A 23,660-nucleotide genomic window follows, 5' to 3' on the forward strand; every position below is an offset into this window, starting at 1 on the left:
CGGGGCGGACCTCATGGGCCCGCACAGCCGTGCGAGCCCATGAGGGGGTGCGTCACCGCGCCGGCAGGCGTCAGCCGGGCCGCAGGGCTGCCCAGTCGATCTCGGCGTACCCCTGGCCCTTGGTCAGCCGGATCCGGTTCGTGCCCTCGCGCAGGGTGACGCGCGCCGTGGCGGTCTTCGCCACGGCGTCCTGCCGGGCTGTCCCGAGCCACGCCCCCGTGGAGGGGTAGCTGATCCGGCCCGCGTCCACGCCGCCGACGGTGACGGTGTGGTCGGCCGCGCCCGTCCGGCCGTTGGCGTATCCGACGTCCAGCAGGTAGCTGCCGTCCCGGGGCGCTTCGACCGTGAACTCCACCGCGCTCGTCGGGCGGTCGATGCCTCCTACGTAGTCGGGGAACTCGTTCCACTGGTAGTGCCGGGTCGCCGCGTCCGTGACCGCGGCGCTCTCGGCCTCGTAGCGGTGGGTGTCGGGGCGGACGTCGATGTAGTCCAGCTCCGCGTGGCCGAGGCCTTTGGAGAGCGTGACGGTGTTGCTGCCGGCCGACAGTGCCACGCGCGTGGTCGCGGTGCGCATCGTGGTGTTCGCCCAGCCGCCGGTGGCCTCGTACTCCACCTCCCCCTGCCTCTCGGTCCCGACGGTGACGGTGTGGCTCGCCGGTCCGGCGGTGCCGTTGGCGTAGCGCACGGTCATCGTGTGGATCCCCGCTTTCGCCGCCTGCACGGTGAAGGCGAGGGAGCTGCCCGCGCGGTCGATCCCGCCGACGTAGCCGCGCCCGGAGGCGAGCGCCGTGTCACTGCCCAGGTGAGGGACGACATCGGTGCCACGCGCATCCTCGGCCTCGTACTTGCCTGGGCGCTCGGTGGGCGTGGACGCGGGCCGGACCGTGATCCGGTACCCGTTGAGGCGTTCCATCCGGCGGATCGGGACCGTCAGATGACCGCCGGCGTCCAGGGTGAGCACCTTGTCGTACACGTTGTACGGGGCGCTCTGGGGGTCGCCGGCACGGTCCGGCCTGCGGTCGGTGGCCAGCGGGTCGGTGGTCCACAGGGCGTAGTCCACACTGACCCTGACCTGCGGCCCCAGGCCCCGGGCGGCCAGCCCGAGCAGCCGTACGTCGATGTCCCCGTCGTCGCCGCCCGCCAGGACGGTGACGGTCCGCGCGTCGGGGTCCCAGGAGGCGACTCCGTCGGCCGCCTGGTAGTGACGGGTGTCCCAGCGGCTGACGGCGAGCTGGGTCCCCCGCATCTCACGGAACCAGTTCATGGCGTACCAGCCGCCGTTGGGCCGCAGCCCGTCCGCCGTGCGGCGGAGGGTGTTCCCGAGGAGGCCGGGGTTGGTGTAGATGCCCATGGCCGCGGAGTCGACTCCGTAGCGCGCGAACTCCGCCCAGTGTTTGATCATCGTGCCGGGCACGCCTTCGAACTCTCCGTTGCCCGGGCCGTATTCCTCGATCATCACGGGACGGGGCGAGATGCCGAGTTCCTTCTCCAGGGGACGGTAGTAGCGGGTGAGCGATTCGGGGACGTCTCCCGGGCTGGGTCCCAGGCTGTGCCAGCCGATGATGTCCGGGAGGGTCCCGGTGTTCTTCGCGTTGACGAGGAAGGCACGCATCCGGGGCTGGCGGTCGGCGGACTCCCAGGGGTTGTAGTGCTCGTAGTTGGGGCCCATGACCTTCACCGTCGGGTCGGTGGCCCGGATGCGACGCACGGTCTCGGTCCACAGCCAGTTGACCTTGGCGTCGTACGTGGTGCCCCGCACCCTGGGGTCGGTCATGAACGGGCTGTCCGCGTGCGGGCCCAGCTTGTTGTCCGGTTCGTTGAGCGGCGCGACGGAGTGGAGCACGTCCTTGTACTTCTGGACGGAGCGGGTCGCACTGTCGACCTTGCCCATCCAGTCCTCGACGCCCTTCCAGACGTAGGGCCAGCCACCCATGAGGTCGTTGTACCGGGCGACCATCTTCACCCCCGTCCCGCGCAGTCTGCCGGCCACGGCCTCGGTGGAGCTCGGGTAGGAGATGTCGCCGTCCAGGCTCTGGTGCTGGGAGAGCAGCACCTGCGATCCGTCGGCGAGCGTGGCGGGGGTGTCCGGGGTGGTCGTGACACCGAAGAGGGTGCCGAGGCCGGCCTTCTTCAGGGGCCCGGACTGCTGCCCGGTGTCCACGGTGATGACCTCCGGCTCCTCCGCCGCCGCCCGTGCGGGGCCGGGGCTCCGGCCGGCCGCCGGGCCTGAGAGGGACACCGCGAGCGCCACCGAGGCGAGCAGCGCGGTCAGCCGCAGTCCGCCGCGGGCGCTCACCGGACGTCCCACTTCATGTTCTCGCCGCCCCAGCAGTCCCAGATCTGGATCCGGGTGCCGTTGCCGGTCCCCTGGCCGGCGGCTTCGAGGCAGCGCCCGGAGTTGGGGTTGCGGAGTGTCCCGTCGCTGCCCAGGGTCCACTTCTGATTGGCCCCGCCCCAGCAGTCCCACAGTCCGACGCCGGAGCCGTTGGCACGGGCACCCGCTCCGCCCGCGACCTCCAGGCACTTGCCGAGGGCCCGTACCGTTCCGTCGGACGCGAGGGTCCACTGCTGGGGCGCCCCGCCCCAGCAGTCCCAGAGGATCACCGGGGTGCCGTTGGCGCTGCTGCCGTTCATGACGTCGAGGCAGCGCTTGCTCTGCCGCCCGACGACGGCCTCCGCGCCGCCCGCGGCGCCGTTCGCCGTGAAGGAGAAGTCGTCGACGGCGAGCCCCTCCCCGCCGACCCAGGGCTCGAATCCTGCCTGCACGCTGGTCAGGTACCAGGAGCTCTGGATCTGGCCCCGGGCCACGGCGTCGTCGGTGAAGGACCGTACCGCGAAGTCGAGTGAGCCGGTTCCCGCGGTACGGACGTAGGAGATGACGTTCCAGCCGATGTTGCCGACCCAGACGTCCCAGTCGGCCCCCTCGATCCGGGCGGTGGCGACCTTCGAGCCGATGGGCTGCGGACGGCCGCGGTGGTCGAGCCAGATCATGAGTTCGGCACCGGTGTTCTGGCCATCCGTCCGGGGGGTCGGGTCGAACCACAGGTCGTAGGAGGCGTTCCATTCCCCCGCGGCGGGCCGGGTCATCGCGACCGAGCTGCGGGCCGCTGCCGCATCGCCGACCCGGAGCGGAAGTCCGCTGCCGGTGGTGCAGTTGCCGTAGTGGCAGCCCGCGTAGACCGACGGATATCCGGCGGGGACGTTGTTCGTGGGGTTGTGGTGGTCGGCCGCGGTGACGGCGAACCCGCGGTCGCGGACCTCGACGCACTGGCGCGTCGACGCGCCCCAGCGGTTGTTCTGTACGACGTAGCGCCCCTGCTGAATGCCGGCCGAGGCGTACGGCTCGCACAGGGTCGTCGCCGCCGCCGCGGTGGGCGCCACCGCGAGGTACGCGCCGAACGTGGCGGCGAGCAGAGACAGCAGGGCGGCCCAGGTACGGAGGACGGTCGGAGCGCGGCTCGGGTTTCGCGGCTGCGTCGGCATGCGTGCGCCTCTCTGCGCTGGCCCCGGAAACGAGGCGAGGGGGAAGCGCCCCGAATCTGGAGGGGAGCGCTCCCATGCGCCCTGAATTCTGCACACCGGCGACCGGCTGAGGAAGCCGCGTTCGGGAATCCTCGGATTCTCGACAGATCTACCGGTAGAAGCGGCATCCGATTTCGCGCCGCGGTGGTCGAGTTCCAGCCACACATGCATTCGACGACGGCGGCATCACGGCACCTTCTTGGCGTTCACTCCCACTGATCGGCCGCCAGTTGGCTGGAAATAATGGCCTTCATGGTCTCGAAACAGCACGTCACACCTCTCGGCATTTCCTCCGGGAATGCGATGCCCGGCGCAAAGGACTTCCGTCCCGGGCGAGGAGATGCGACGTTCACCCGAATGGGAGCGCTCCCAGTAATGGCCGTCCTCCTGGACATCGGAAGGTGCCCGTGAATTTCCTCAGGAGACGTCCGCCCCGGGCGATGCTCACGGCCGTGGTGGCCCGCCTCCTGGCAGCCGCACCGGCCGTCGTCGCCACTCCCGCCGCCGCCCGGGTCGTCCCGGCGGCGGCACAGGCTCCCGCAGCCGCCTCCCCCGCCGGCCGGGACGGCCGCGGCCGTCCCGGCCAAGGACTGGCTGCGCACCCGGGGCAATCAGATCGTCGACCAGAACGGTGACAAGGTCCGGCTGCCGGCACCAACTGGTTCGGCTTCAACGCCACCGAACGCGTCTTCCACGGCCTGTGGTCGGGCAACACCGAGATCACGAAGTCGATGGCCGAGCGTGGCATCAACATCGTGCGGGTGCCCATCTCCACGGCGTCTCGCTTTACGAGTTCCAGGTCTACGGGCAGTGATCCCTCCCTGGTGAACCGTGGGGCCGGCGGCGGCCGGCCCCACGGGCGCGCTCAAACCTGGGCTCGGACGGCCCGGGGCACGCCGGGGGGCGGGGGAGCCGTGCTGCCGCGTACCACCAGCTGGGTCGCGAGTTCCAGCCTGAACTGGTCCGCCGGCTCGCCGTCGATCACCCGGAGCAGCGCGTTCGCGGCCACCGAGGCCATCTCGAAGAGCGGCTGACGGACGGTCGTGAGCGGGGGATGCGTCCAGCGGGCGACCGGCAGGTCGTCGAAACCGACGATGCTGATGTCGGACGGGATGGCGAAGCCGCGGTCGCGCAGCACCTCGAAGGCGCCGAGCGCCTGGAGGTCGCTGGCCGCGAAGACAGCGGTGGGCGGTTGCTCGCCGGAGTCCTCGAGCCCGTCCAGCAGCCGGGTCGTCTCGGCGCGGCCGGAGGCGTGGTTGAACTCCCCGTGCGCCACCCAGCCGGCCGGCATGGGCAGTCCGGCCTGCTCCATCGTGGCGCGGAAGCCGTCTGCGCGCGCCCTGCTGCACAGCACCTGCCGTGGGCCCGCCAGGTGGGCGATGCGGGTGTGCCCAAGTGCGATGAGGTGCTCGGTGGCGCTCACGGCACCGGCCCAGTTGGTCGCTCCGACCGTGGGCACGAGGGCGTCGACGCTGCCGACGGGATCGAGGAGGACGAAGGGGACGTCCAGCGCGGTGAGCCTCTTCCGCTGCTGCTGCGTGAGGTCGGAGACGACCAGGATCGCCCCGTTGCTGCGGCGGGCCGCGAGCTGGTCGATCCACTCACGGGTGTCGGAGCTGCGGCCGTGGACGGCCGAGAGGACCATGCTGGCCCCCGCTTCGTGGAGCACCTCGTCCACGCCGCGGATGATCTCCACCGACCAGAGGCTGTCGAGCTCGTTGAGGACGAGATCGATGACGGCCCCGCGTCTGCGCGCCGGGCGCCGCTGGTAGCCGAGGTGGTCCATGACCGCCTCGACCCGTTCCTTGGTGTCCGCGGACACGTCGGAGCGGCCGTTGAGCACTTTGGAGACGGTGGAGACGGAGACCCCGGCTTCGGAGGCGATCATGTTCAGGGTGACCCTGCCCGGGCTGTCGCGGGTTTCCGAGGTCATCCGAGGTGTCCGTTCCACTGAGAAGTCCGCACGGCGCCGTTCCTGCGCCTTGACCGTCGAGTCTGCCATGGTCCCTCTGCCGCTCTCACCGCTCCTCGTGACGGCCGGAACTTGTCTCCCGGTATTCCGCCCAGGCGAAGTCGGCTTCCAGTGCGGCGCCGGTGAGGTCCTGGACGCACAGGCCGGCGAACGCTCCCGTGAACCCCCAGGACGTGAAGTGCCCCGTGGCAGGGTCCCCCTGGGTCGCGCTCTCGTCGGAGAGGCGTGTGACGTCGAGGTCCGGTCCGACGGTCCGCCACGGGGAACCGTCGGCGGCGCGCCACGCGAAGTGCGCCCGTGCCGTGCGGACCGTGAGCAGGAGGTCCAGCGGGCCGTCGGGGACGGCGACGGCCGGGTCGGGTTCCAGGTATCTGCCGTGGTCGCACAGTCCGACGCGCAGGACACGGCCCAGGTGTTCGTCCCAGGTCAGGTGGAGGTAGTGCCAGAGCGTGGAGTTGTAGTAGTGGACGATGCCCGCCATCTGGAGCGGTGAGCGGGGTTCGGCCTCCAGCCGGGCGGAGAAGTCGAAGGACGTCGCCTGCTGTCTGCGCGCCACGAGGCTCTGGCCGTGGGTGGAGCCCAGTGACTGGCCGCCTCGCAGCCGCAGGTGTCCCGGACGTCCGGTGAGGTCGAGCCAGGAGGGGTCGGGGTGGCGGCGGAGTGTCGCCCAGGGCGTGGTCAGCCCGGGTCCGTCGAAGTGGTCGAGGGCCGGGACCGCCGCGACCGGGGCGGGTGGCAGTGCGGGGCCGGGCACCGCGGTTCTCGGCAGGTGTCCGGCGGCCTGCGGGGAGGGCCGGGCGCTCGTCGGCGCGGAACCCCCGGCTCCGGCCAGCCGGGGCCATCCGTCGTCGTTCCACTCGATGCGCTGGAGCGCGGTCTCTCGTCCGAGTACGCAGGAGCCCATGGGCGTGAGCGGGCGGGCCATGAGGTGGGCGAGGTACCACTCCCTGTCGGGCGTCTCGACGAGACTGCCGTGACCGGCCTTCTGGAGCGGCCATGCCTCGTGTCCGGCGGAAGTGAGGAGAGGGCCCGACGGGTCAGCCTCGTAGGGCCCCGTGAGCGTCCGTGAACGGGCGACGGTGACTGCGTGGGACCAGGATGTGCCGCCCTCCGCCGTCATCAGGTAGTACCAGCCGCCGGTGCGGTAGAGGTGCGGCCCCTCGGTGTGTGCGAGGGGGGTGCCGTCGAAGACTCGGTGCAGCGGGCCGGTGACCTGCCGCTCCTCGCGGTCCCACTCCTGGAGCAGGATCCCTGCGAAGGGGTGGTGGCCGGTGCGGTGGTCCCACTCCATCCACAGGGCCCAGCTGCGTCCGTCGCCTTCCGGGCCGTCGTCGTGGAAGAGGGACGGGTCGAAGCCGTGGCTCGGGAAGGGTGCCGGGTCCGACCACGGTCCGTCGATCGCGGGAGCGGTGATGACGAAGTTGCGTACGTCCTTGAACGCTCCGGAGAGATTGGTGACATCGCTGTAGACGAGGTGGAAGAGGCCGTCGGTGTACGAGAGGCACGGTGCCCAGACCCCGCCGGAGTCGGGTCGGCCCGTCAGGTCGAGCGTCCGCTCCTCGCGGAGGATGCCCCCGAGCGCCCGCCAGTTCACGAGGTCACGTGAGTGGTGGACGGCGACGCCGGGGAGCCATTCGAAGGTGGAGGTCGCGATGTAGTAGTCGTCTCCGACGCGCAGGATCGAGGGGTCGGGGTGGAACCCCGGCAGCACCGGGTTGACGATGGTCGCGGGGCGCTGCTCCGCGTGCGTCCGGCGGTGGGGACGGTCCTGGTCGGGGGCGGTGGGCACGGCGGTCATCGGTTTCTCCAGGGAGTAGAAGGCTCGCTCAGCCCTTGACGGCGCCGGCCATGACACCGGAGACGATCCGGCGCGCGAGGACGGTGAAGACGACGAGTACGGGCAGCACGGAGACAACGACGCCGGCGAGCATGAGCGTGTAATCGGTGTAGTAGCCGGCGGCCAGTTGGTTGAGGGCGATCTGCACGGTGCCGTTCTCGGGGGGCAGTGCGATCAGCGGCCAGAAGTAGTCGTTCCAGGCGAACATGAAGGTGAACATGCCGAGGACGGTGGCCGTGGTGCGCACTCCTGGCACCACGACGTGCCAGTAGGTGCGCAGCAGTCCCGCACCGTCCATGCGGGCGGCCTCGATGAGTTCGTCGGGGATGTTCTCCTCCACGGCCTGGCGCATCCAGAACACGCCGACCGCGGAGACCAGGGCGGGAACGATCAGGGCGGAGAGCTTGCCGTACAGGCCCATGTCGGTGACGAGCATGTAGAGCGGGATGATGCCGAGCTGGGTCGGCACCATGACGGTGACGACCACGCAGACGAGCAGTGCGTTGCGTCCCGGGAAGCGGAGCTTGGCGAAGGCGAAGCCGGCTAGGGAGGCGAGCAGTACGTTGCTCACCGCGGTCGTGCCGGCGACGATCAGGGAGTTTCCGAGTGCCTGCCAGAAGGCTGACAGTTCGAAGACACGCTGGATGTTCTCGATCAGGTGGCCGCCTGGGACGAGGGGCGGGGTCGTGCCGGCGAGTACGGAGTTGTCGTCGTGGGAGGCGACGACGAAGCTCCAGTAGAGGGGGAAGACGGACCCGGCGGTGATCGCCGCGAGGATGGCGTAGGCGAGTGGTCCCGCCTTGTCCAGGCGTCCCGGGCCGCGGCTCGGGACGGTGCGGCCCCCGCGGCGGGACGGCCGCGCGCCCGGGTGCGCGGCGGGGGGCCGGGAGGGTGTGGTGACGGCCATGAGATTCTCCTGGTTGCCCGGTCAGCCGCGGTCGGAGCGGCGTGCGAGCAGGAAGTTGACCGCGGCGAGGACCGCGATGACGAGGAAGAGCACCCACGAGACTGCCGAGGCGTAGCCGGCGTCGTTGTTGATGAACCCGTACTTGTAGAGCATCAGCGTCAGCGTCTGGAACTGGTGCTCGGCGCCGCCTTCCGCGTTGCCCTGCTGGTCGAAGAGGAAGGGCTCGGCGAAGAGCTGGAGGCCGCCGATGGTGGAGATCACGACGGTGAAGACGAGGGTGGGCCGAATGGAGGGCAGCGTCACCTTGCGGAACGTCAGGAAGCGTCCGGCACCGTCGATCTGGGCCGATTCGTAGAGGTCCCTGGGGACCGCCTGCATGGCGGCCAGGAAGATCAGGGCGTTGTAGCCGGTCCAGCGCCACATGACCATGAAGCTGATCGCGAGATGCGAACTCCAGGTGTCCGCGGTCCAGTCGACGGGGTCGTTGATCAGGCCCAGGCCCTCCAGTGCCCAGTTGACGATGCCGAAGTCCCGCCCGAAGAGCTGGGAGAAGACCAGGGCCACGGCCACGACGGACACGTACTGCGGCACCAGCACGAGTGCCCGCCACACGCTCGTCGCGCGCAGGTGGCGGTCGAGCAGCCAGGCCAGGCCCAGGGCGGCGACCAGCTGCGGCACGGTGGAGAGCACGAAGATGCTGAGCGTGTTGTACGTGGCGGTGTAGAAGTCGGAGTCGGACAGCAGCCGGCTGAAGTTGTCGAACCCGACCCACTCCCCCGGTCCGGCGAGGCGGTCCCAGTCGTGGAGGGACACCCAGAAGGTCTGGAGGAGCGGGTAGAGCCCGAAGACTCCGAAGACGACGAAGAAGGGAGCGATGAAGAGGTAGGGCAGCAGGTGCCGCTCCACGCGCAGCCGGGGCGTGCGGGCCGGTGTCGCGGTGGTGCCTGAGTTCGTGCGGGTGGCCTGGAGCGCCATGCCGGTTCTCCGATAGGTCGAGAGGGTGGGGTCGGGGCCCGGCCGGCGGAAGGGTCCGGCCGGGCCCCGCGGGGAGTGCGGTGGGCCGTGGGTCAGCGCAGGTTCTTCGCCGCTTCCTCCAGGGCCTTGTCCCAGGCCTGTTCCGGGCTCGCCTTGCCCTGCTCGACGAGCTGCAGCGCGTTGCCGAACGGGATCCGGGCCTGCTGGTCCTTCGTCCCCCGGTAGTTGGGCTTCAGGCTCCGGGCCGAGGCGGCGAAGAGTTCACCGGTCGGAGCTCCGTTGAAGTACTCCTGTGAGGCGCCCTTGACCTCGGCGTCGTCGAGCACGGGGACGAGCGAGGGGAGCGCGCCCACCGGGCCGGTGAAGATCTTCTTCTGGGACTCGGCCGAGGTCAGGAAGTCGGCCAGTTCGGCGGCCTCCTTCACGTGCTTGCTCTGCTTGGGCACGGTGAGGAAGGATCCTCCCCAGTTGCCGCCGCCGCCCGGCACCGCCGCGATGTCCCACTTGCCGGCGTTCGCCTCACCGGCGGCGGTCTTGATCTGGCCGGTCATCCATGCGGGACAGGTCATGGTCGCCATGCGGCCGAGCTTGATGCCCGCGTTCCACTGCTGGCTGAAGGGCTGGAGGTTGGCCGACTGCTTGTCGGCGGTGGCCTTCGCCGTGGCGGTGAAGAAGTCCCGGACCTTCGGGTTGCTGTCCCCGATGTAGGCGTCCTGCGCGTCGAAGAAGCCGAATTCCGTCTGGTTCATCATCGCGGTGAAGATGTTGCCCGAACTGTCGAACCAGGCCTTGTCCTTCACCTTCGACTGGAATCGCTTGCCGGTGGCGAAGTAGTCGTCCCAGGTGGGCCACAGCTTCGCGACCTCGGCCCGGTCGGTCGGCAGGCCGGCCTGGGCGAACAGGTCCTTGCGGTAGCAGATGGCGAGGCTGCCCACGTCGGTGCCGTACCCCATCACGAAGTCCGGGCTTCCGAGGGTCCCCTGCTCCCACTTCCAGCCCAGGTACTCGTCCTTGCGATCCATCGCACCGTGGTCGGCGAGGTTGGTGAACTTGTCCTTCACCGAGCGGAACTTGGGGAGGTAGCCCTCCTCGATGGCGACCACGTCGGCCGCTCCGCTGCCGGAGGAGATCTGGGTCGACAGCTGGTTGTGGTGCTGGTCGAACTGGGAGATGCGCTCCTTGACGACGACGTCGGGGTGGGTGCGCTCGTACTCCTTGATGAGCGGCTTGTAGCCGAAGTCGCTGAAGGTCGCGACCGTGAGGGTGATCTTCCCGTCGGCTTCGTCGGAGCCCGCGCCGCAGGCGGGGAGGGAGACGAGAGCGGTGGCGGCGGCGAGCGCGAAGACGGTTCTGCGGGCACGCGTACGGCCCATGGTGGTCCTCCGGACAGGCGAGCTGGATGAGTGCGACCACGGTGGGGTCCACCCGAAACCCATGTCAAGAGTTTCGCGAAAACTATCGTGAGATTGCGAGCAGATTACCGGGAAGTCGTTGATCACCACGGCAGACGGGGACAAAACTTCTGTGACCTGCGCGAACCAACGAGAGGCGTCTTGGCGTGCGTTACAAGTTTCGCAACAACAACTCGCTGAGCTGGGGGGACCTACGAAACTTTCGCGCAGTGTTGACCGGGCCCTGTGTACACCTCCACCATGCGAACGCCCTGCGGCGACCGCCGGTGGGCCCCCACCTCGTACAGACCGGAGACACCCATGAGGTATACGGGACATCGCCATGTCCGAAGAACAGTGGGAGCCGCCGTCGCCGCGGCCACCGCCCTGATAGCGCTCGCGGGGCTGACCGCTTCGGCCGAGGCGGGCACGGCGTCCGCATCCGTCACCGGCCGTGGTGTCCCCGCCGACGGCAAGGTCATGCTCGTCATGGGCCAGGACAGCGACACGCTCTCCGACTACCGCACCGACGTGCTGGACAAGGCCTCTCTCGGTGCCCCGGCACCGGGCGGCGTGACGCTGTACACCAACCTGGTCCTGGGCGGCACGCCCGAACCGCTGGCCGGCATGAACAGCCCCGCGAACTGGGGAGCCGGTACGGTCGACTTCGCCCGGACGATGCGGGAGTACCCCGGCGCGGCCGTCGCCGTCGGGCTGTACCTCTCGGACGCCACCTCGGGCTGCGACAACCAGCCCCTGCGTGCCGTCATCGGCCGCGACGACGCGGACGTGACCGCGGGCAGCCCCAATCTGATCACGCAGTACCGCGCCAAGGTCGACGAGATGATCACGCGGTTCAAGAGTTACGACCGCGACATCCTGCTCCGCATCGGGTACGAGTTCGACGGCCCGTGGAACTGCTACAGCTCCGAGTTCTACAAGGAGGCGTTCCGCTACATCAAGGGCCGGATCAACGCTCTCGGGGCAAGCCGTGTCGCCACCGTCTGGCAGAGCGCCGCCTGGCCGGTGAACGCCAACACCGACCACCCCGAGTGGAACTACATCGTCACCGACCCCGGCCACCTCGATGCCTGGTATCCGGGCGATGAGTACGTCGACTGGGTGGGCCTGTCCTCCTTCTACAACTCTCGTTCGGTCCAGACCCAGTGGGGCTGCGGCTCGCACGACATCGACCCGGTGGGCCTGCAGAACCGGGTCCTGGACTTCGCCCGCAGCCACGGCAAACCGGCCATGGTCTCCGAAGCGGCACCCCAGGGCTCCCGAACCGGGGCCAAGACGTCGAGCTGCATCTTCCGCAACAGCCCGGCGCCCTCCAGCGGCCAGGCGATCTGGGACGGCTGGCACGCCGGTTACTTCGACTGGATCAACCGCAACAAGGACGTCATCCGCTCGGCCGCGTACATCAACACCAACTGGGACTCCCAGACGCAGTGGCAGTGTGCCGCAGGCGCCCAGGCGGGGGGACCCGGCTGCGCGAACGGTAACTGGGGCGACTCCCGGGTCCAGGCGGACCCCACCGTGCTGACCGCCTTCCTGAACGAGATCAAGAAGCCGATCTGGACCAACGGCGCCTCGGGCCCTGCACCGACCCCCACGCCGACTCCCACTTCCACTCCGACGCCCACTCCCACTCCGACCCCCACGCCCACCCCCAGTGACCCTGGGAACGGCACCTACACGCAGGGGGTGACGGCCGGTGGGACCGTCTGGTTCGCACCGAAGGGGTTCAAGGCGACCTTCGTCACCGTGCAGTACCGCATCGACCAAGGGTCCCCGCAGAACTACTTCCTGAAGTTCGACTCGGCCGACAACCGCTGGGAACTGCCGGTCACCGTCCCGTCGGGCAAGTCGCTCGCGTACTCCTTCAACTACCAGCCCACCAGCCAGACCAGCCAGGTGACCACACCCACCTACCGCTGGACGGCCCCCTGAGCCGTCGGCCCGCCCGGGTGCCGCACGCCTCCCCACGTTCGGCACCCGCTCCCCGGCACACCCCCACACCACGAAGAGAGCGGTACACACATGCTGATCGGACGACCACTCAGGACCGCACTGCGGTCCGCCGCCACCGCTGCCCTCGCCGGACTGCTGATCTGGCCGGGCGCCGCGAGCGCCGGGGCCGCCACCGGCACGCCGGCCTCCCCCTCGGCGCCTGCGGCGCCTTCCTCGAAGGCCGCCGCGGCCTCGGCCCCGGAGCTGCTGCTCGGCCAGTCGACCCGCGGAGCGTGGGACGACTTCAACAGCTTCGGGCAGAACGCCGACGGCGGGTCCGTCTACTACGAACTCCGCAGCGGTGACTGGGTCAACAGCGCCCACCGCGACTTCGCTACCCTGCTGGCGGACCAGGGGAAGACCGTCCAGATCGGCATCAGCTGGAAGGACAATCCGCCCGGCTTCAACGGCGGGGACGAGAACGCGAAGGCCGCCCGTTCACGGGCGGTCACCGCCGAGATCGCCGCGGGCGGCCACACCGCCTCCCTGGACCGGCTCCTGGCGTTCACCAACAGCCATCCCTCGGCCCGGTTCAAGCTGCGCCTCGACTACGAGGTCAGCAGCTTCTACCACTGCACCGACGCGAGCTGCTCCTCGTACAAGGGCGCGTTCAACCGTCTCGCGTCCTACCTCGACGGCCGCTCCACCGCGCACAACCTCGACTACGTCTTCCACCCCGTGCGGGGCGAGTTCGAGGCCATGTACCCGGGTGACGCGGCGGTCGACTGGATGGGGGTCTCCGTCTTCGCGCACGAACTGTGCCTTCCGATCCACGACCGGGGCTATCTCTACAACGGCACACCGCCGCAGAACTACGACGTCGGGGCGAGCCAGTGCCGTAACGCCTACATCGGGACCGACCAGCACGGCAATCCGGCGGCGGTCTGGCGCAACTTCGACCACGATGCCAACGTGCTCAAGCTCGTGAAGTTCGCCAAGGACCACGGCAAGCCCGTCGTGCTCTCGGAAGCGGGCATGATGAACTTCACCGCCGACGGAGGCACCACCGACGGCCTCGAACAGCAGCGTGGCGACCTGTGGGTGAAGCGTCTGTTCTCGCTCATGAACTACCGGGGCCCGATTCCCAACCTCCCGGGTGAGCACGACCTCAGGGGCGTGATCCGCTCCGTCGTCTACATCAACCTGGACTTCCGATACGGCTGGGACGGGATCGACGACGGGAGTTTCGACTTCGCTCCGGACACCACCTGGTTCGTCGACGGACGGCTCTCCCGTTACACGGCGGCCAGAGCGTCCTTCTGCCAGGGCCTCACGGCGAACGGCTTCACCGCGCGCTGCCGCTGAGTCCTGCCGTCCGCCCGGTAGCCGGGCGCGGCGCACCGCGACGCCCGACGGACCCGCGGCCGGATGGCCGCGGGTCCGTCGGGTCCGGGTGCCGCAGGTGCACCCCGGCACTCGGCGCCGGGGTCCACCACCCGGATCGGCCGTCCTGGGCCGCCCCGATCGCGCGGGCCCACGGGCGGCCACCGCGCGGCGGGCGGCCCGTGAGGATCCGGGCAGCGGGAGCCCCTGACCGGTCGAGGGCCCCGGGGCACTCGCTCCTCCGTGCCCAGGAGCGAATGCACGCTCAACTGTCACTGCTCGTTCCCCTGCCACCGGGCGACGGAGCGCACGACGCGAACACCGTCGTCAATGGGCCGGCCGCTCCGGTTCACTCATCGATCGACGCACCGAAGAGCGCGTCGGTGCCCGAGGCGCCGAGCGACCCTCCGCCGTAGGACCACGAGCCCGTGCTGACTGTCCCGGCCGTCGACGCGGCGAGCCACCAGACCACCCCGTCGGACGTGTTCTCGCCCGGTGCGGCGGCCAGGAGCTCGGAGCGGCCGTCAGCGTCCGTGTCGGCGAGGCGGACCTGTCCGCCCCAGCGGTCCCCCTTCTCGGCGGACCCCGGCACGCCCGGCGAGTCCTGGTCGAAGGACTTCGCACCGGTTGCGGTCAGCCCCGTGTGCGATCCGGGCAGCACCCGCACTCCGCCGGCGTCCGCCACCGCGCCGATGTCCTCGCCCGGCACGCCCACGGCGAGGTCGGCGCGTCCGTCCCCGTCGACGTCGCCGAGCGAGACGTCCGCGCCGAATCCGTCACCGAGCTCGGCCGTGCCCGGGACGCCGGCGGTGTCCTGGCTCCATACCTGTGCCGGTGTGCCCAGGTCGTCCACGTCCGCCATCCCCTCGGCCGTGCCCAGGAAGACACCGACGATGCCGCCTGTCAGCGGTTCGTTCACGTCCTGCGGCCTGTCAGGGCGGCCGAAGACCAGGTCGTCGTATCCGTCGCCGTTGATGTCGCCCGAGGCGTTGGCGGTGCCCCCGGCGAGATCACGGGCGTATGCGGGTCCGTCGGCGCCGCCCATGTACACGGCTGACCAGCCCCTGCCGTCCTCCTCCAGGCTGCGGCCGGACACGACCAGATCGGCGTAGCCGTCACCGTCGTAGTTCCCTGTCGTCAGCGAGGCAGGCCGCAGCGACGCGCGCCCGGGGCCACCGCGGGTGTCGAACCGGTCCGTCCGCCGCAGGGAGCCCGCGCTGTACGTGTACAGGGCGACACCGGAACGGTCCGCCACGGCGAGCTGGTCGCCGGGAGTTGCCCCACTGAGGCGGGCGGCACCCGCGGCGAGGCCGAACCGGGCGTTCGCCTCGGCTGCGGCGGCCCGCAGAGTGACACTGCGGGCCGAGGTCAGGCCGTCCTTCGACCCGTAGAGGACGACGGCCCGGCCGGCGTCGCTCACCGGGCCCTCGTCCTCCCCCGGCGAGGAGATGACCGCGTCGTCGAATCCGTCGGCGTCGAGGTCGCCCGTGGCCACGGCCGTGCCGAAGCCGTCACCGGGTTCGGCGGAGCCCGGAACGCCTGGGGTCGACTGGCCGAACACCGCCGTCGGGACCCGGGGAACGCTCGTCGCGGTGCCGGTGCCGCTCGCGGAGCCGTACTGCACGGTGGCGTAGCCCGCTCCCCTCTTCCCACCGTCGGTGCCGCCCGGCGCTCCGGTGAGTACGTCGTCGTAGCCGTCACCGTCGAAGTCGCAGTTGCGGTCGGCGGCATAGGTTCCGCCGGGTGTACCGGCGAAGGCGCCGGGGGCGGCAGTGATGCCGGCGCCGCTCAGCAGGAGGAACGATGCGGCGGAGAGGACGGCGGAACGTCTGGTGGTCACGATCTGCTCCCTGGGGCGGGTCGGGTACGGGTGCAGTGGTTGGATACGCGACGCCCCGCGGAGGTTGCGGCCTGCCGGCTGCCTGTGGCAGATCGGTGACAGGTGACGGCGGAGGCGAGACCGGTGACGGCGGAGGCGAGACCGGCGCCGCCCCGCCGAGGTGCCCTGCTGCCGCCAAGGGCTGCCACTGTCCGGCCTCTGCTCACTCGGCTCATCCCCAACCGAGGGGCACCTACTTTACTGCGCCGAAACCTCTGGAATACCTCAGATTTGTTTTCGTCAGGCATGGCGCACTGCCAGAATCGCAGGGTTCCTGATCATGCGCCTTCGAGCCATGGCTGGGCCCCTCCCCCACGGGCCCGGTCGGGACCGACCATTTTCCCCTCACAAAGGCGACCCCCCTCCATGAGTGACGGCAGCATCACAGCAGCCGGTCAGCCGGCGACCGACGCGCCGGCGGCGAGTTCCCCCCACGTGGACGCCGGCGATGCCGGCTACAGCAAGGACCTCAAGTCCCGCCACATCAACATGATCGCCATCGGCGGCGCGATCGGCACCGGCCTCTTCCTGGGTGCGGGCGGGCGTCTCGCCGACGCCGGACCCTCGCTCGCCATCGCCTATGCCGTCTGCGGTGTCTTCGCGTTCTTCGTCGTGCGGGCGCTGGGTGAGCTGATCCTCTACCGCCCGTCGTCCGGCGCCTTCGTCTCCTACGCCCGTGAGTTCATGGGCGAGAAGGGCGCATTCGCGGCGGGCTGGCTGTACTTCCTCAACTGGTCGACCACCGCGATCGCGGACATCACGGCGGCGGCGACCTACGCCCACTTCTGGGGCATGTTCAGCGACGTTCCGCAGTGGATCCTCGCCTTGACCGCCCTCGCCGTGGTGCTCACGGCGAATCTCATCTCGGTGAAGTACTTCGGCGAGATGGAGTTCTGGTTCGCGATCATCAAGGTGGCGGCTCTGGTCGCGTTCATGCTGATCGGCATCTTCCTCGTGGCCACCCAGCACCCGGTGGACGGCCACACCCCGGGTCTTTCCACCGTCTCGGACACGGGCGTATTTCCCGTCGGCACACTGCCGATGCTGCTCGTGATCCAGGGCGTCGTGTTCGCCTACGCGTCCGTCGAGCTGTGCGGCGTAGCGGCCGGCGAGACGGAGAACCCCGAGAAGATCATGCCTCGGGCGATCAACTCCATCATGTGGCGTGTGGGCCTGTTCTACGTCGGCTCGGTGGTGCTGCTCGCGCTGCTGCTGCCGTACACCTCCTACTCCGGGGACCAGAGCCCGTTCGTCACCGTCATGGACAAGCTCGGCGTTCCCGGCGCGGCAGGCGTGATGAACCTGGTCGTACTGACGGCCGCGCTGTCCAGCCTGAACTCCGGCCTCTACTCCACCGGACGCATCCTGCGCTCCATGGCCCTGTCAGGTTCCGCACCCCGCTTCACCGGCCTGATGAACAAGGGGCAGGTGCCCTACGGCGGTATTCTGCTGACCGCGGGATTCGGGGTACTCGGTGTCGGACTGAACTACCTGGTCCCCGGCCAGGCGTTCGAGATCGTGCTGAACTTCGCGTCGATCGGGATCCTCGGAACCTGGGGCATGATCATGCTCTGCTCCCTGGTCTTCTGGCACCGCTCACAGAGCGGCCGGGTAACACGCCCCGCCTACCGTCTGCCGTGGGCCCCGTACACCCAGATCGTCACGCTGCTGTTCCTCGTCGGCGTGGCCTTCCTGATGTGGTGGGGCGGCGGAGTGGGCCGGACGACCGTGATGTGCCTGCCGCTGATCGCGGCCGCTCTGGTCGGCGGATGGTTCCTCGTCCGGGGCCGCGTGCAGGAGATGGCACGGGCCGAGCAGGGCGGCTGAATCCGTCTCGCCCCGCCCTCCGAGGCGGTCGGCGGCCCCGAGCCGGGGTGTGGCCCCCACCCGTCGGTGGGGGCCACACCCCTTCGTCCCGCTGCCGGTGCCTGCGACGGGAATCCCCGAGCTGCGGGGCGCCGGACCGGCGGGGCTCTCCGAAAACCGGAGGGCGTCACCTGAGTGGGGCGTGAAAGGGTACGTGCGAGTCGGCGCGGGAGGAAGAAGTGGGACTGATCTACAGCTACGACATCTACCTGCGCCCCCGATACGTCGCCAGGGCGCTGACCGCTCTGGCCGGGCTGGCGCCGCCCCCTCGTACGCCGCCGCTCGAGCTCACCATGCCCGGCGGTGAACGGCTCGTCCTCCCGTTCACGTCCGGCTTCAGGAGCGATCCGGTCGACTGCTCCTCGAACAGCGTGCTCGAGCTCGACACGTCCCTCATGTTCGACCTCGACGACCCACTGCGCGAGTACGCGGAGACGTACGGGCCTGAAGCCGAGGCGGACGGGCGCGTCAGGATCGGGTACGTCTATGCAACGATCCGCTTCGAGTCGTTCCTGCACCCTGGTTACGCCCTGGTGAATTGCTGGCCTGCGACGTCGGCGATGAGCCGCTTGTTCGCGCGGTCGCCCAACATCAGGAAGACGTTCACCGACCTCACCGCCGCCGTGGGCGGTGTGTGCTGCCTGTTCGACACCGGCGACGGCGGGCCTGAGCAGGTGTGCTGGCTCAACGGTGTGACCACCCGGGAGATGGTCCCCGGTGCCCGCTTTCCCGACCATCAGGCACTTGTGGCCACCTGGCCCGCACCTGAGGCGTGAGCGCTGGGACTGTTGACCGGGCACGCTCGGCCGGCCTGCTGACACCGAACGGACCGCGCGGCCTCGACCAGGGCGAAGTGCTCACGTCACCGACGCACGCGACGGGCGGCCCCGGATCCGTGGAACGGGTCAGTGGAACCAGACCAGGACCGGAATCCGAATCTCCTTGGCCTCTCTCATGATCATGTACTCGATGATGATCGGCTCGCCGGGCACTTCGAGGGAATGCCGGACTCCTGTGCCGTCCATCGGATCGCCCGGTGGACGCCGTCCGAGTTCAAGGGCGCCTCCGGCTTCGATCGCCAGCGCCCTCAGAAAGTTCGCGGTCTTCCTCCGAAGGTCCACAGGCATGTCCAGAACCGTCTGCGCGACGGCCTCTTCGGTGCGGACGCTCCAGCTCACGCAGCATCGATCCGCGCGTCGAGCTCATCCACGGACAGCAGGGAGCGACCTCTCTCGGCGTTCTCCCGGCTACGGGCGGCTTCAGGGACGAGGCCGAGCATGGCGGTCTTCCACCAACGGCGCATCACCCCCGGCACCGCCGACTCCTCCGCAGCGAGCACCTCTGCCTTGAACCGCGCGCTGTCCGCGCTTCCCAGGGCCTCGGCGATGGCGTTGATGGTGTGCGGAATGGCAGGAACGCGGCGCTGCCGCGGACTTTCGGGCTGAGCGCTCACGGTCCTCCTTGAGGTCGGAAGTCCGAGTTTCCTACATGAAGTGGCGCAGTGGGAAGCGCGCGATGCCCACGCGATCAGACTTACGCCCCCTGGGGAAGGGACGTCGGCGCGGACGGGTGTCCCTACGGGGTCCCAGACGCCCGGCCGGTGGGGCGGGAGCCGGGGAGGGCTGTCGGCCGCTGAGGAATCGTGGGGCTGCGATGCGTACTCCCCCTCAGGGCGACCCTCCTGCCGGACCACACCGGTTGCGGACGCGCCCGGCGAGGGCGTCACGTCACTCGATCACTCGATCTGGTGACTTTCTGCAACAGTTCATACGCATGGAGTTAGGGTTGGTCATGCCGGTGGGTGGCGCGCGGTTTCCTCTTCACAGGGCCGGGCAAGGCCATCTGCTGGTCGTCCACAGCCTTGGCTCGTCGTGAGGAACGCCCGTGAAGCTCTCCCTGACCCAGGCCTGTCGAGTCGCTTTCGCGGCGGCGGCAGGCACCCTCGTCGCCACGACGATGGTGACTTCCGCGAGTCCGTCCTTCGCCGGATCCGCCCCTGGTCCGGCGGTGCAGCAGACTCGCGCGAGCGCCGCCGCGCAGTGCGGCTTCTTCCGGTACAGCGTCCGAGAATCTCAGTTCGCCGCCTACAACCACTGTGGAGAGACGACCGTGCGGATCCATGTGGACGTCAGAGGGGGCGGCAGTTCGAACGACTTCCATCTCTGCGTCAGTCCCGGCCCCACTCAGCTGCCTGGCGCCGGGCCGAACTACCTCAACGCGTACTACATCGGCGGTGCCGGGTGCCGGAGCGGCGAGCGCACCGGCCACACACCTCACTGAGCTGGAGAGGGCGGACGGCGGGCTCGCGCTCTTCGCACCGGACCAGTCTTCACGCACTGCTGGAGACATGGCGGGGCCAAGCGCCTGCGGAGCGCCGCGCCGGTGCCGGTGCGCGGTCGATCGCCCGTTGCGGGGCGTCGCGCTTCCCGTCCCGCCCCTGGCCACGGGTCACCCCGTCGACTCGTCCGGGGTGGGCTGCTCCGGATGGACACCGGCGTTGCGGGCGGCGTTGCGGCCTGAACCCGCTTCATCCGGGTCCGGCTCCTTCGCGTCGGGCTCGGCGTCCGGTTCCGCTTCGGAGCGTTCGGCGCCCGGCGGGAGGATCACGTCGAGGGCGTCCTCGCTCTCCTGGACCTGCTGGTCGGGCATGTCGGCGGGTATGGGCGGCGGGCTGGCCTCCGCCCCGCTGTAGGCGATTCCTGAGGGCCTTCGGTCAGTCATGCCGTCATCACTCCCGTCGTTTGTGCGCCCGTCTCGGTGCGAGGGCGGGTGCGTGTCCGACCTCGCGTACCCCATACTCACCCGACGACGCATACCCGGCTGCGCCTCACGATGTGCCCACGTCCGGCGCGGCCGCGCAGGCCCGGTGCCTGTCACACACCTCTGAAGGCTGGTCGGCGCCCGTGCACGCCGTGAGCAGGTCGTCAGCCGTTGGTGGTCAGGACCATACGGAAGCGGGCTGCCCCGGAGAGCATCTTCCGGTAGGCCTCGTCGGCCCCGGTCAGAGGCACGGTCTCCACCGTGGGGCGGATGTCGTGAAGGACGCTGAAATCCAATGTGTCCTGCACGTCCTGTGCCGTTCCGGACGGATGACCGCGTACGCTCCTGCCCGGCAGGATCAGCTGGAGCGGGCTGATGCCCAGGGCTTCGGGCGAGACTCCGATGACCACGAGTTCGCCCCGGTGAGTCAGCCCGTCGACCGTGGCCGCGACGGCCTGCGCATCCCCGGCGGTGGCCAGGACCACCGTGACACCGCCGAGGGCCCGCAGCGCGTCCGCGACGGGGGCCGGTCCCGTGCTGTCGATGTAGTGATGCGCCCCGAACGCTTCGGCTGGTCCGGCCTTCTCGGGCCCTCGCGCGACGGCCACGGTCTCGAAGCCCATGGCCACCGCGAACTGCACGCCGAGGTGCCCCAGACCGCCGAGGCCGACGACAGCCACACGGTCACCCGGTGTGGCGGAACTGCGACGCAGCCCGTTGTAGGTCGTGACTCCCGCGCAGGCCATGGGGCCCGCCTCCGCAGCCGAAAAGGCCTCGGGGATCCGTGCCAGCGCGTCGACAGGCGCGAGCATCGTTTCGGCGAAACCTCCGTCGTACGCCCAGCCCGGGACCTTGAGGTTCTCGCAGACGATGAAGTCGCCCTGCCTGCATGCGGTGCAGTGCCGGCAACTGCCCCCGAACCAGCCCACCGTCACGCGGTCCCCCGCCTTCCAGCCAGCGGTCTCGGCACCCTCACCCAGTTCCTCGATGCGTCCGGCGACCTCATGTCCCGGGACCAGCGGAAACCGCACTCCGGGCAGGCCGCCGCTGACGAAGGAGTCGTCGCTGTGACAGATCCCGCAGGCGTCGACCGACAGACGTACGTGATCAGGTCCTGGTTCTGGCACGTGGCGCTCGACGATCTCGAAGGGTCCGTTCGCGGTAGCGACCTGCGCGGCTCGATAGGTGCCCATGGGTGTCTCCGGCATCTGGAGAGGGGGGCGCCGGTGTGGCGGAAAGCCCCGCCGGCGTGGCCGTGTGGGGCCCGCCTCGGGACCCGGCTCAGCCGTCGGGCGCCGACCGGAGTGGCGCGGGGACGCCCCCCCCGTCCGCCGCGTCCCTCCCCCGCGGGCCGACGCGAGACCATTCCATCCCACCACTGCCTGCTCGGCCCGGCAACACAGAGACCGCGAACGCGGCCCGGTCCTCCCGCCGGCGTCGGACCCGCCGGTCATCGCCCCGCACGGGTCAGTAGCCGCGCCAGATGTTGTCGAAGGCCGCCCCCTCGATCGATCTGCGTTGCCGTTCGGCGGCGAGCTGCGTGATGGCGTGGTGGACGCCGGTGAGCACGGCGCCCTGGTCGTCCGCCAGACCGGCGAGCGTGTCGTCCGAAACCTCCCCGATCCCAGCCGCAGCCGCGAGGGCCGCGAGGACGGGTTCACCGGCCGTCCAGCGGTCGTTCGCCCGGTGAAGCGCGGCGGTGTCGGTCTCCGCCGGGCGATCCCTGCGGAAGGGGTGCCGGTGAGACCGTGCCGGGGCTGCGAGTCCCGCTGTCTCGAGGGCGGTTCGATAGCGCTCGGCCAGCTCGGGGCCCCGGCGCCACAACCAGTCCTCCACGGTTTCGTGAGGGGGGCGCATGGTCAGGGCCGATGCGGCGTCGAGCAGCGAGGAGTCCTCGGTTCGCGGCGCGGCGCCGGGCACGAGCCGGTCGCCTTCGAGGGTGACGGCCCCGGCGTCGATGAGGTCGATCAGTTCCGCTCCCGCCAGCGCGAGCGAAAGATCGCCCGGCTCCACGCCGGGGTCGGTGTCCGGAGCGGCGGCAATGATCGACAAGTCCTGGGCTGTGGTCATGTACGACTCCAGGTGGGGCGGGTACGGCATGGGTCATCGGACATCGAGCGGCCGACATGGCACAGGCGTGCGGCGTGAAGTGCGGCGCCGGGGAGCCCGGGCCACCCCCACCACGATATGCGCAGGCGCACGGGTGGTCCGCTCGAGCACGTGGACGCCGCCTCCCTGTCGCGTGGCTGAGCCTCCCCACCTGACCGGCTCCGTATGCGTGTTGCGGGCGCGGCCCGAGGCGGCTGGTGCGGCAGGCCGGTGCGCGCGGGGGCCTTGGATGCGGAACGACGGGGCAGTTCGGGCCGGGCCGGGGTGTTTCCCGTCCGGCCGCCCCGGCGACCACGCAGAGTACTCCGTATGACGACATCCGCAGAGCTGCTCCGTTCCTTCGCGCGCACCCGCGCCTCGCTCGACGGCGACGACGTCACGTTCTGGTGGTCAGGAGACGTGTTCTCCTGGGCCCCCGACGAGCCCTACCAGCGGGTCTTCGGCTTCGAAGGGGTCAACGTCGCCCGTCTGGTGCAGGACGCCGAAGCCGGTCCGGACTCCTACCAACTCCTCACCCGTGAGGCCGCCTTCTACCTGGACCCCACCACCCGCGACATCCTGGAGAGCTGGCAGGACCTGCCGGTGGTGCACGTCTGGAACGACCCGGCGAACCAGAAGTGGCGTCCCTTCCCGATCCCGACGACCGAACTCGGGGGTCAGGTCTGCTTCAGCCTGGAGATCCCTCTCTCCTACCCCTCGCCACTGCCCGTGGCTCAGTACCCCGTCCAGTCGGCCGGCGACACGTACAGGGCCCTGGAACTCTTCCAGTTCTTCGCCGACCGCGCCGACCTGGCCGGGCCGGCTGCCGGTGTCCCCGCCACCATGTCGTGGTCCCGCATGTCCCCCTGGCTCCCGTGGATGGCCCAAGGGCAGCGGCCCGGCGGACTGGCCTTCCACTGCAGGGGCCGCAAACTCGGCTCGTTCGCCGAGGTGCCGGATCGCACCCGTGCCTACATCGCCGGCCGGCACCCGGAGTTCGCCCGCGCTCCGGAGAGGTGGAGCGAGCCGAACGAGACCAGCTGGACCTACTTCCGAAAGCTCAACCCTCCCGCGACGACCGTTCGGTAGCAACGGTCTCCACGCAGCCGGCGGGCCGGTCGTGCGCC

The 23,660-nt window shown here is 70.1% G+C and carries 19 protein-coding genes; 6 read left to right on the top strand and 13 right to left on the bottom strand.

Annotation, left to right across the window (positions count from 1 at the left end):
* Positions 1 to 70 precede the first annotated feature (70 nt).
* The 7 genes from ACIRJR_RS14290 to ACIRJR_RS14320 form a co-directional block, all read right to left on the bottom strand.
* A complete protein-coding gene (locus ACIRJR_RS14290) occupies positions 71 to 2,296 on the bottom strand; it encodes a CBM35 domain-containing protein (protein WP_403779003.1) in 2,226 nt (741 codons plus the stop codon).
* Positions 2,293 to 3,483, bottom strand: coding sequence for an RICIN domain-containing protein (locus ACIRJR_RS14295; RefSeq protein ID WP_403779006.1), 1,191 nt, complete (start codon positions 3,481 to 3,483; stop codon positions 2,293 to 2,295). The genes ACIRJR_RS14290 and ACIRJR_RS14295 overlap by 4 nt, the downstream gene beginning before the upstream one ends.
* Positions 3,484 to 4,387: 904 nt before the next feature.
* Complete coding sequence (locus ACIRJR_RS14300; RefSeq protein ID WP_403779008.1) at positions 4,388 to 5,455, bottom strand: LacI family DNA-binding transcriptional regulator; 1,068 nt, start codon at positions 5,453 to 5,455, stop codon at positions 4,388 to 4,390.
* 85 nt (positions 5,456 to 5,540) lie between these two features.
* Positions 5,541 to 7,292, bottom strand: a complete 1,752-nt coding sequence (locus ACIRJR_RS14305; protein ID WP_403779011.1) for a glycoside hydrolase family 43 protein — start codon at positions 7,290 to 7,292, stop codon at positions 5,541 to 5,543.
* Positions 7,293 to 7,320: 28 nt separating this feature from the next.
* On the bottom strand, positions 7,321 to 8,238 hold the full coding sequence (locus tag ACIRJR_RS14310; protein WP_403779014.1) for a carbohydrate ABC transporter permease: 918 nt from the start codon (positions 8,236 to 8,238) through the stop codon (positions 7,321 to 7,323).
* Positions 8,239 to 8,259: 21 nt separating this feature from the next.
* Positions 8,260 to 9,213: a carbohydrate ABC transporter permease gene (locus ACIRJR_RS14315; RefSeq protein ID WP_403779017.1), complete on the bottom strand. Its 954-nt coding sequence runs from the start codon at positions 9,211 to 9,213 to the stop codon at positions 8,260 to 8,262.
* Between the two features lie 92 nt (positions 9,214 to 9,305).
* Positions 9,306 to 10,586: an ABC transporter substrate-binding protein gene (locus ACIRJR_RS14320; RefSeq protein WP_403779021.1), complete on the bottom strand. Its 1,281-nt coding sequence runs from the start codon at positions 10,584 to 10,586 to the stop codon at positions 9,306 to 9,308.
* A gap of 339 nt (positions 10,587 to 10,925) precedes the next feature.
* On the opposite strand from ACIRJR_RS14320, the gene ACIRJR_RS14325 reads away from it, so the two are divergent.
* Positions 10,926 to 12,557: an endo-1,3-beta-xylanase gene (locus ACIRJR_RS14325; protein ID WP_403779024.1), complete on the top strand. Its 1,632-nt coding sequence runs from the start codon at positions 10,926 to 10,928 to the stop codon at positions 12,555 to 12,557.
* A 90-nt stretch (positions 12,558 to 12,647) separates the two neighbouring features.
* Positions 12,648 to 13,922 (top strand): hypothetical protein, encoded by a 1,275-nt coding sequence (locus tag ACIRJR_RS14330; protein ID WP_403779027.1) that lies wholly within the window; start codon positions 12,648 to 12,650, stop codon positions 13,920 to 13,922.
* A 367-nt stretch (positions 13,923 to 14,289) separates the two neighbouring features.
* Here the strand turns inward: ACIRJR_RS14330 and ACIRJR_RS14335 are convergent, their stop codons facing one another.
* On the bottom strand, positions 14,290 to 15,780 hold the full coding sequence (locus tag ACIRJR_RS14335; protein ID WP_403779030.1) for an FG-GAP repeat protein: 1,491 nt from the start codon (positions 15,778 to 15,780) through the stop codon (positions 14,290 to 14,292).
* A gap of 405 nt (positions 15,781 to 16,185) precedes the next feature.
* On the opposite strand from ACIRJR_RS14335, the gene ACIRJR_RS14340 reads away from it, so the two are divergent.
* Together ACIRJR_RS14340 and ACIRJR_RS14345 are read left to right on the top strand one after the other, a co-directional pair.
* Complete coding sequence (locus tag ACIRJR_RS14340; RefSeq protein WP_403779033.1) at positions 16,186 to 17,646, top strand: amino acid permease; 1,461 nt, start codon at positions 16,186 to 16,188, stop codon at positions 17,644 to 17,646.
* A 218-nt stretch (positions 17,647 to 17,864) separates the two neighbouring features.
* Positions 17,865 to 18,461 (top strand): hypothetical protein, encoded by a 597-nt coding sequence (locus ACIRJR_RS14345; protein ID WP_403779036.1) that lies wholly within the window; start codon positions 17,865 to 17,867, stop codon positions 18,459 to 18,461.
* Between the two features lie 129 nt (positions 18,462 to 18,590).
* Here ACIRJR_RS14345 and ACIRJR_RS14350 read toward each other — a convergent pair whose 3' ends face one another.
* On the bottom strand, positions 18,591 to 18,863 hold the full coding sequence (locus ACIRJR_RS14350; protein WP_403779039.1) for a hypothetical protein: 273 nt from the start codon (positions 18,861 to 18,863) through the stop codon (positions 18,591 to 18,593).
* The gene (locus ACIRJR_RS14355) at positions 18,860 to 19,138 is read right to left on the bottom strand and encodes a hypothetical protein (protein ID WP_403779043.1); all 279 of its coding nucleotides are present in this window, start codon (positions 19,136 to 19,138) and stop codon (positions 18,860 to 18,862) included. The genes ACIRJR_RS14350 and ACIRJR_RS14355 overlap by 4 nt, the downstream gene beginning before the upstream one ends.
* A gap of 431 nt (positions 19,139 to 19,569) precedes the next feature.
* On the opposite strand from ACIRJR_RS14355, the gene ACIRJR_RS14360 reads away from it, so the two are divergent.
* Positions 19,570 to 19,965, top strand: a complete 396-nt coding sequence (locus tag ACIRJR_RS14360; protein WP_403779046.1) for a DUF6355 family natural product biosynthesis protein — start codon at positions 19,570 to 19,572, stop codon at positions 19,963 to 19,965.
* A 168-nt stretch (positions 19,966 to 20,133) separates the two neighbouring features.
* Here the strand turns inward: ACIRJR_RS14360 and ACIRJR_RS14365 are convergent, their stop codons facing one another.
* The 3 genes from ACIRJR_RS14365 to ACIRJR_RS14375 form a co-directional block, all read right to left on the bottom strand.
* Positions 20,134 to 20,406, bottom strand: coding sequence for a hypothetical protein (locus tag ACIRJR_RS14365; protein ID WP_403779049.1), 273 nt, complete (start codon positions 20,404 to 20,406; stop codon positions 20,134 to 20,136).
* Between the two features lie 203 nt (positions 20,407 to 20,609).
* Positions 20,610 to 21,638 carry an alcohol dehydrogenase catalytic domain-containing protein gene (locus ACIRJR_RS14370; protein WP_403779052.1) on the bottom strand — a complete coding sequence of 343 codons (1,029 nt, stop codon included), beginning with the start codon at positions 21,636 to 21,638 and terminating at the stop codon, positions 20,610 to 20,612.
* Between the two features lie 274 nt (positions 21,639 to 21,912).
* Positions 21,913 to 22,515, bottom strand: coding sequence for a GPP34 family phosphoprotein (locus ACIRJR_RS14375; RefSeq protein WP_403779055.1), 603 nt, complete (start codon positions 22,513 to 22,515; stop codon positions 21,913 to 21,915).
* Positions 22,516 to 22,863: 348 nt separating this feature from the next.
* Between ACIRJR_RS14375 and ACIRJR_RS14380 the strand changes: the two genes are divergently transcribed.
* Positions 22,864 to 23,622: a DUF1838 family protein gene (locus ACIRJR_RS14380; RefSeq protein ID WP_403779058.1), complete on the top strand. Its 759-nt coding sequence runs from the start codon at positions 22,864 to 22,866 to the stop codon at positions 23,620 to 23,622.
* Positions 23,623 to 23,660 lie beyond the last annotated feature (38 nt).

This window comes from Streptomyces sp. NPDC102402, from assembly GCF_044765765.1.
Lineage (GTDB): Bacteria > Actinomycetota > Actinomycetes > Streptomycetales > Streptomycetaceae > Streptomyces.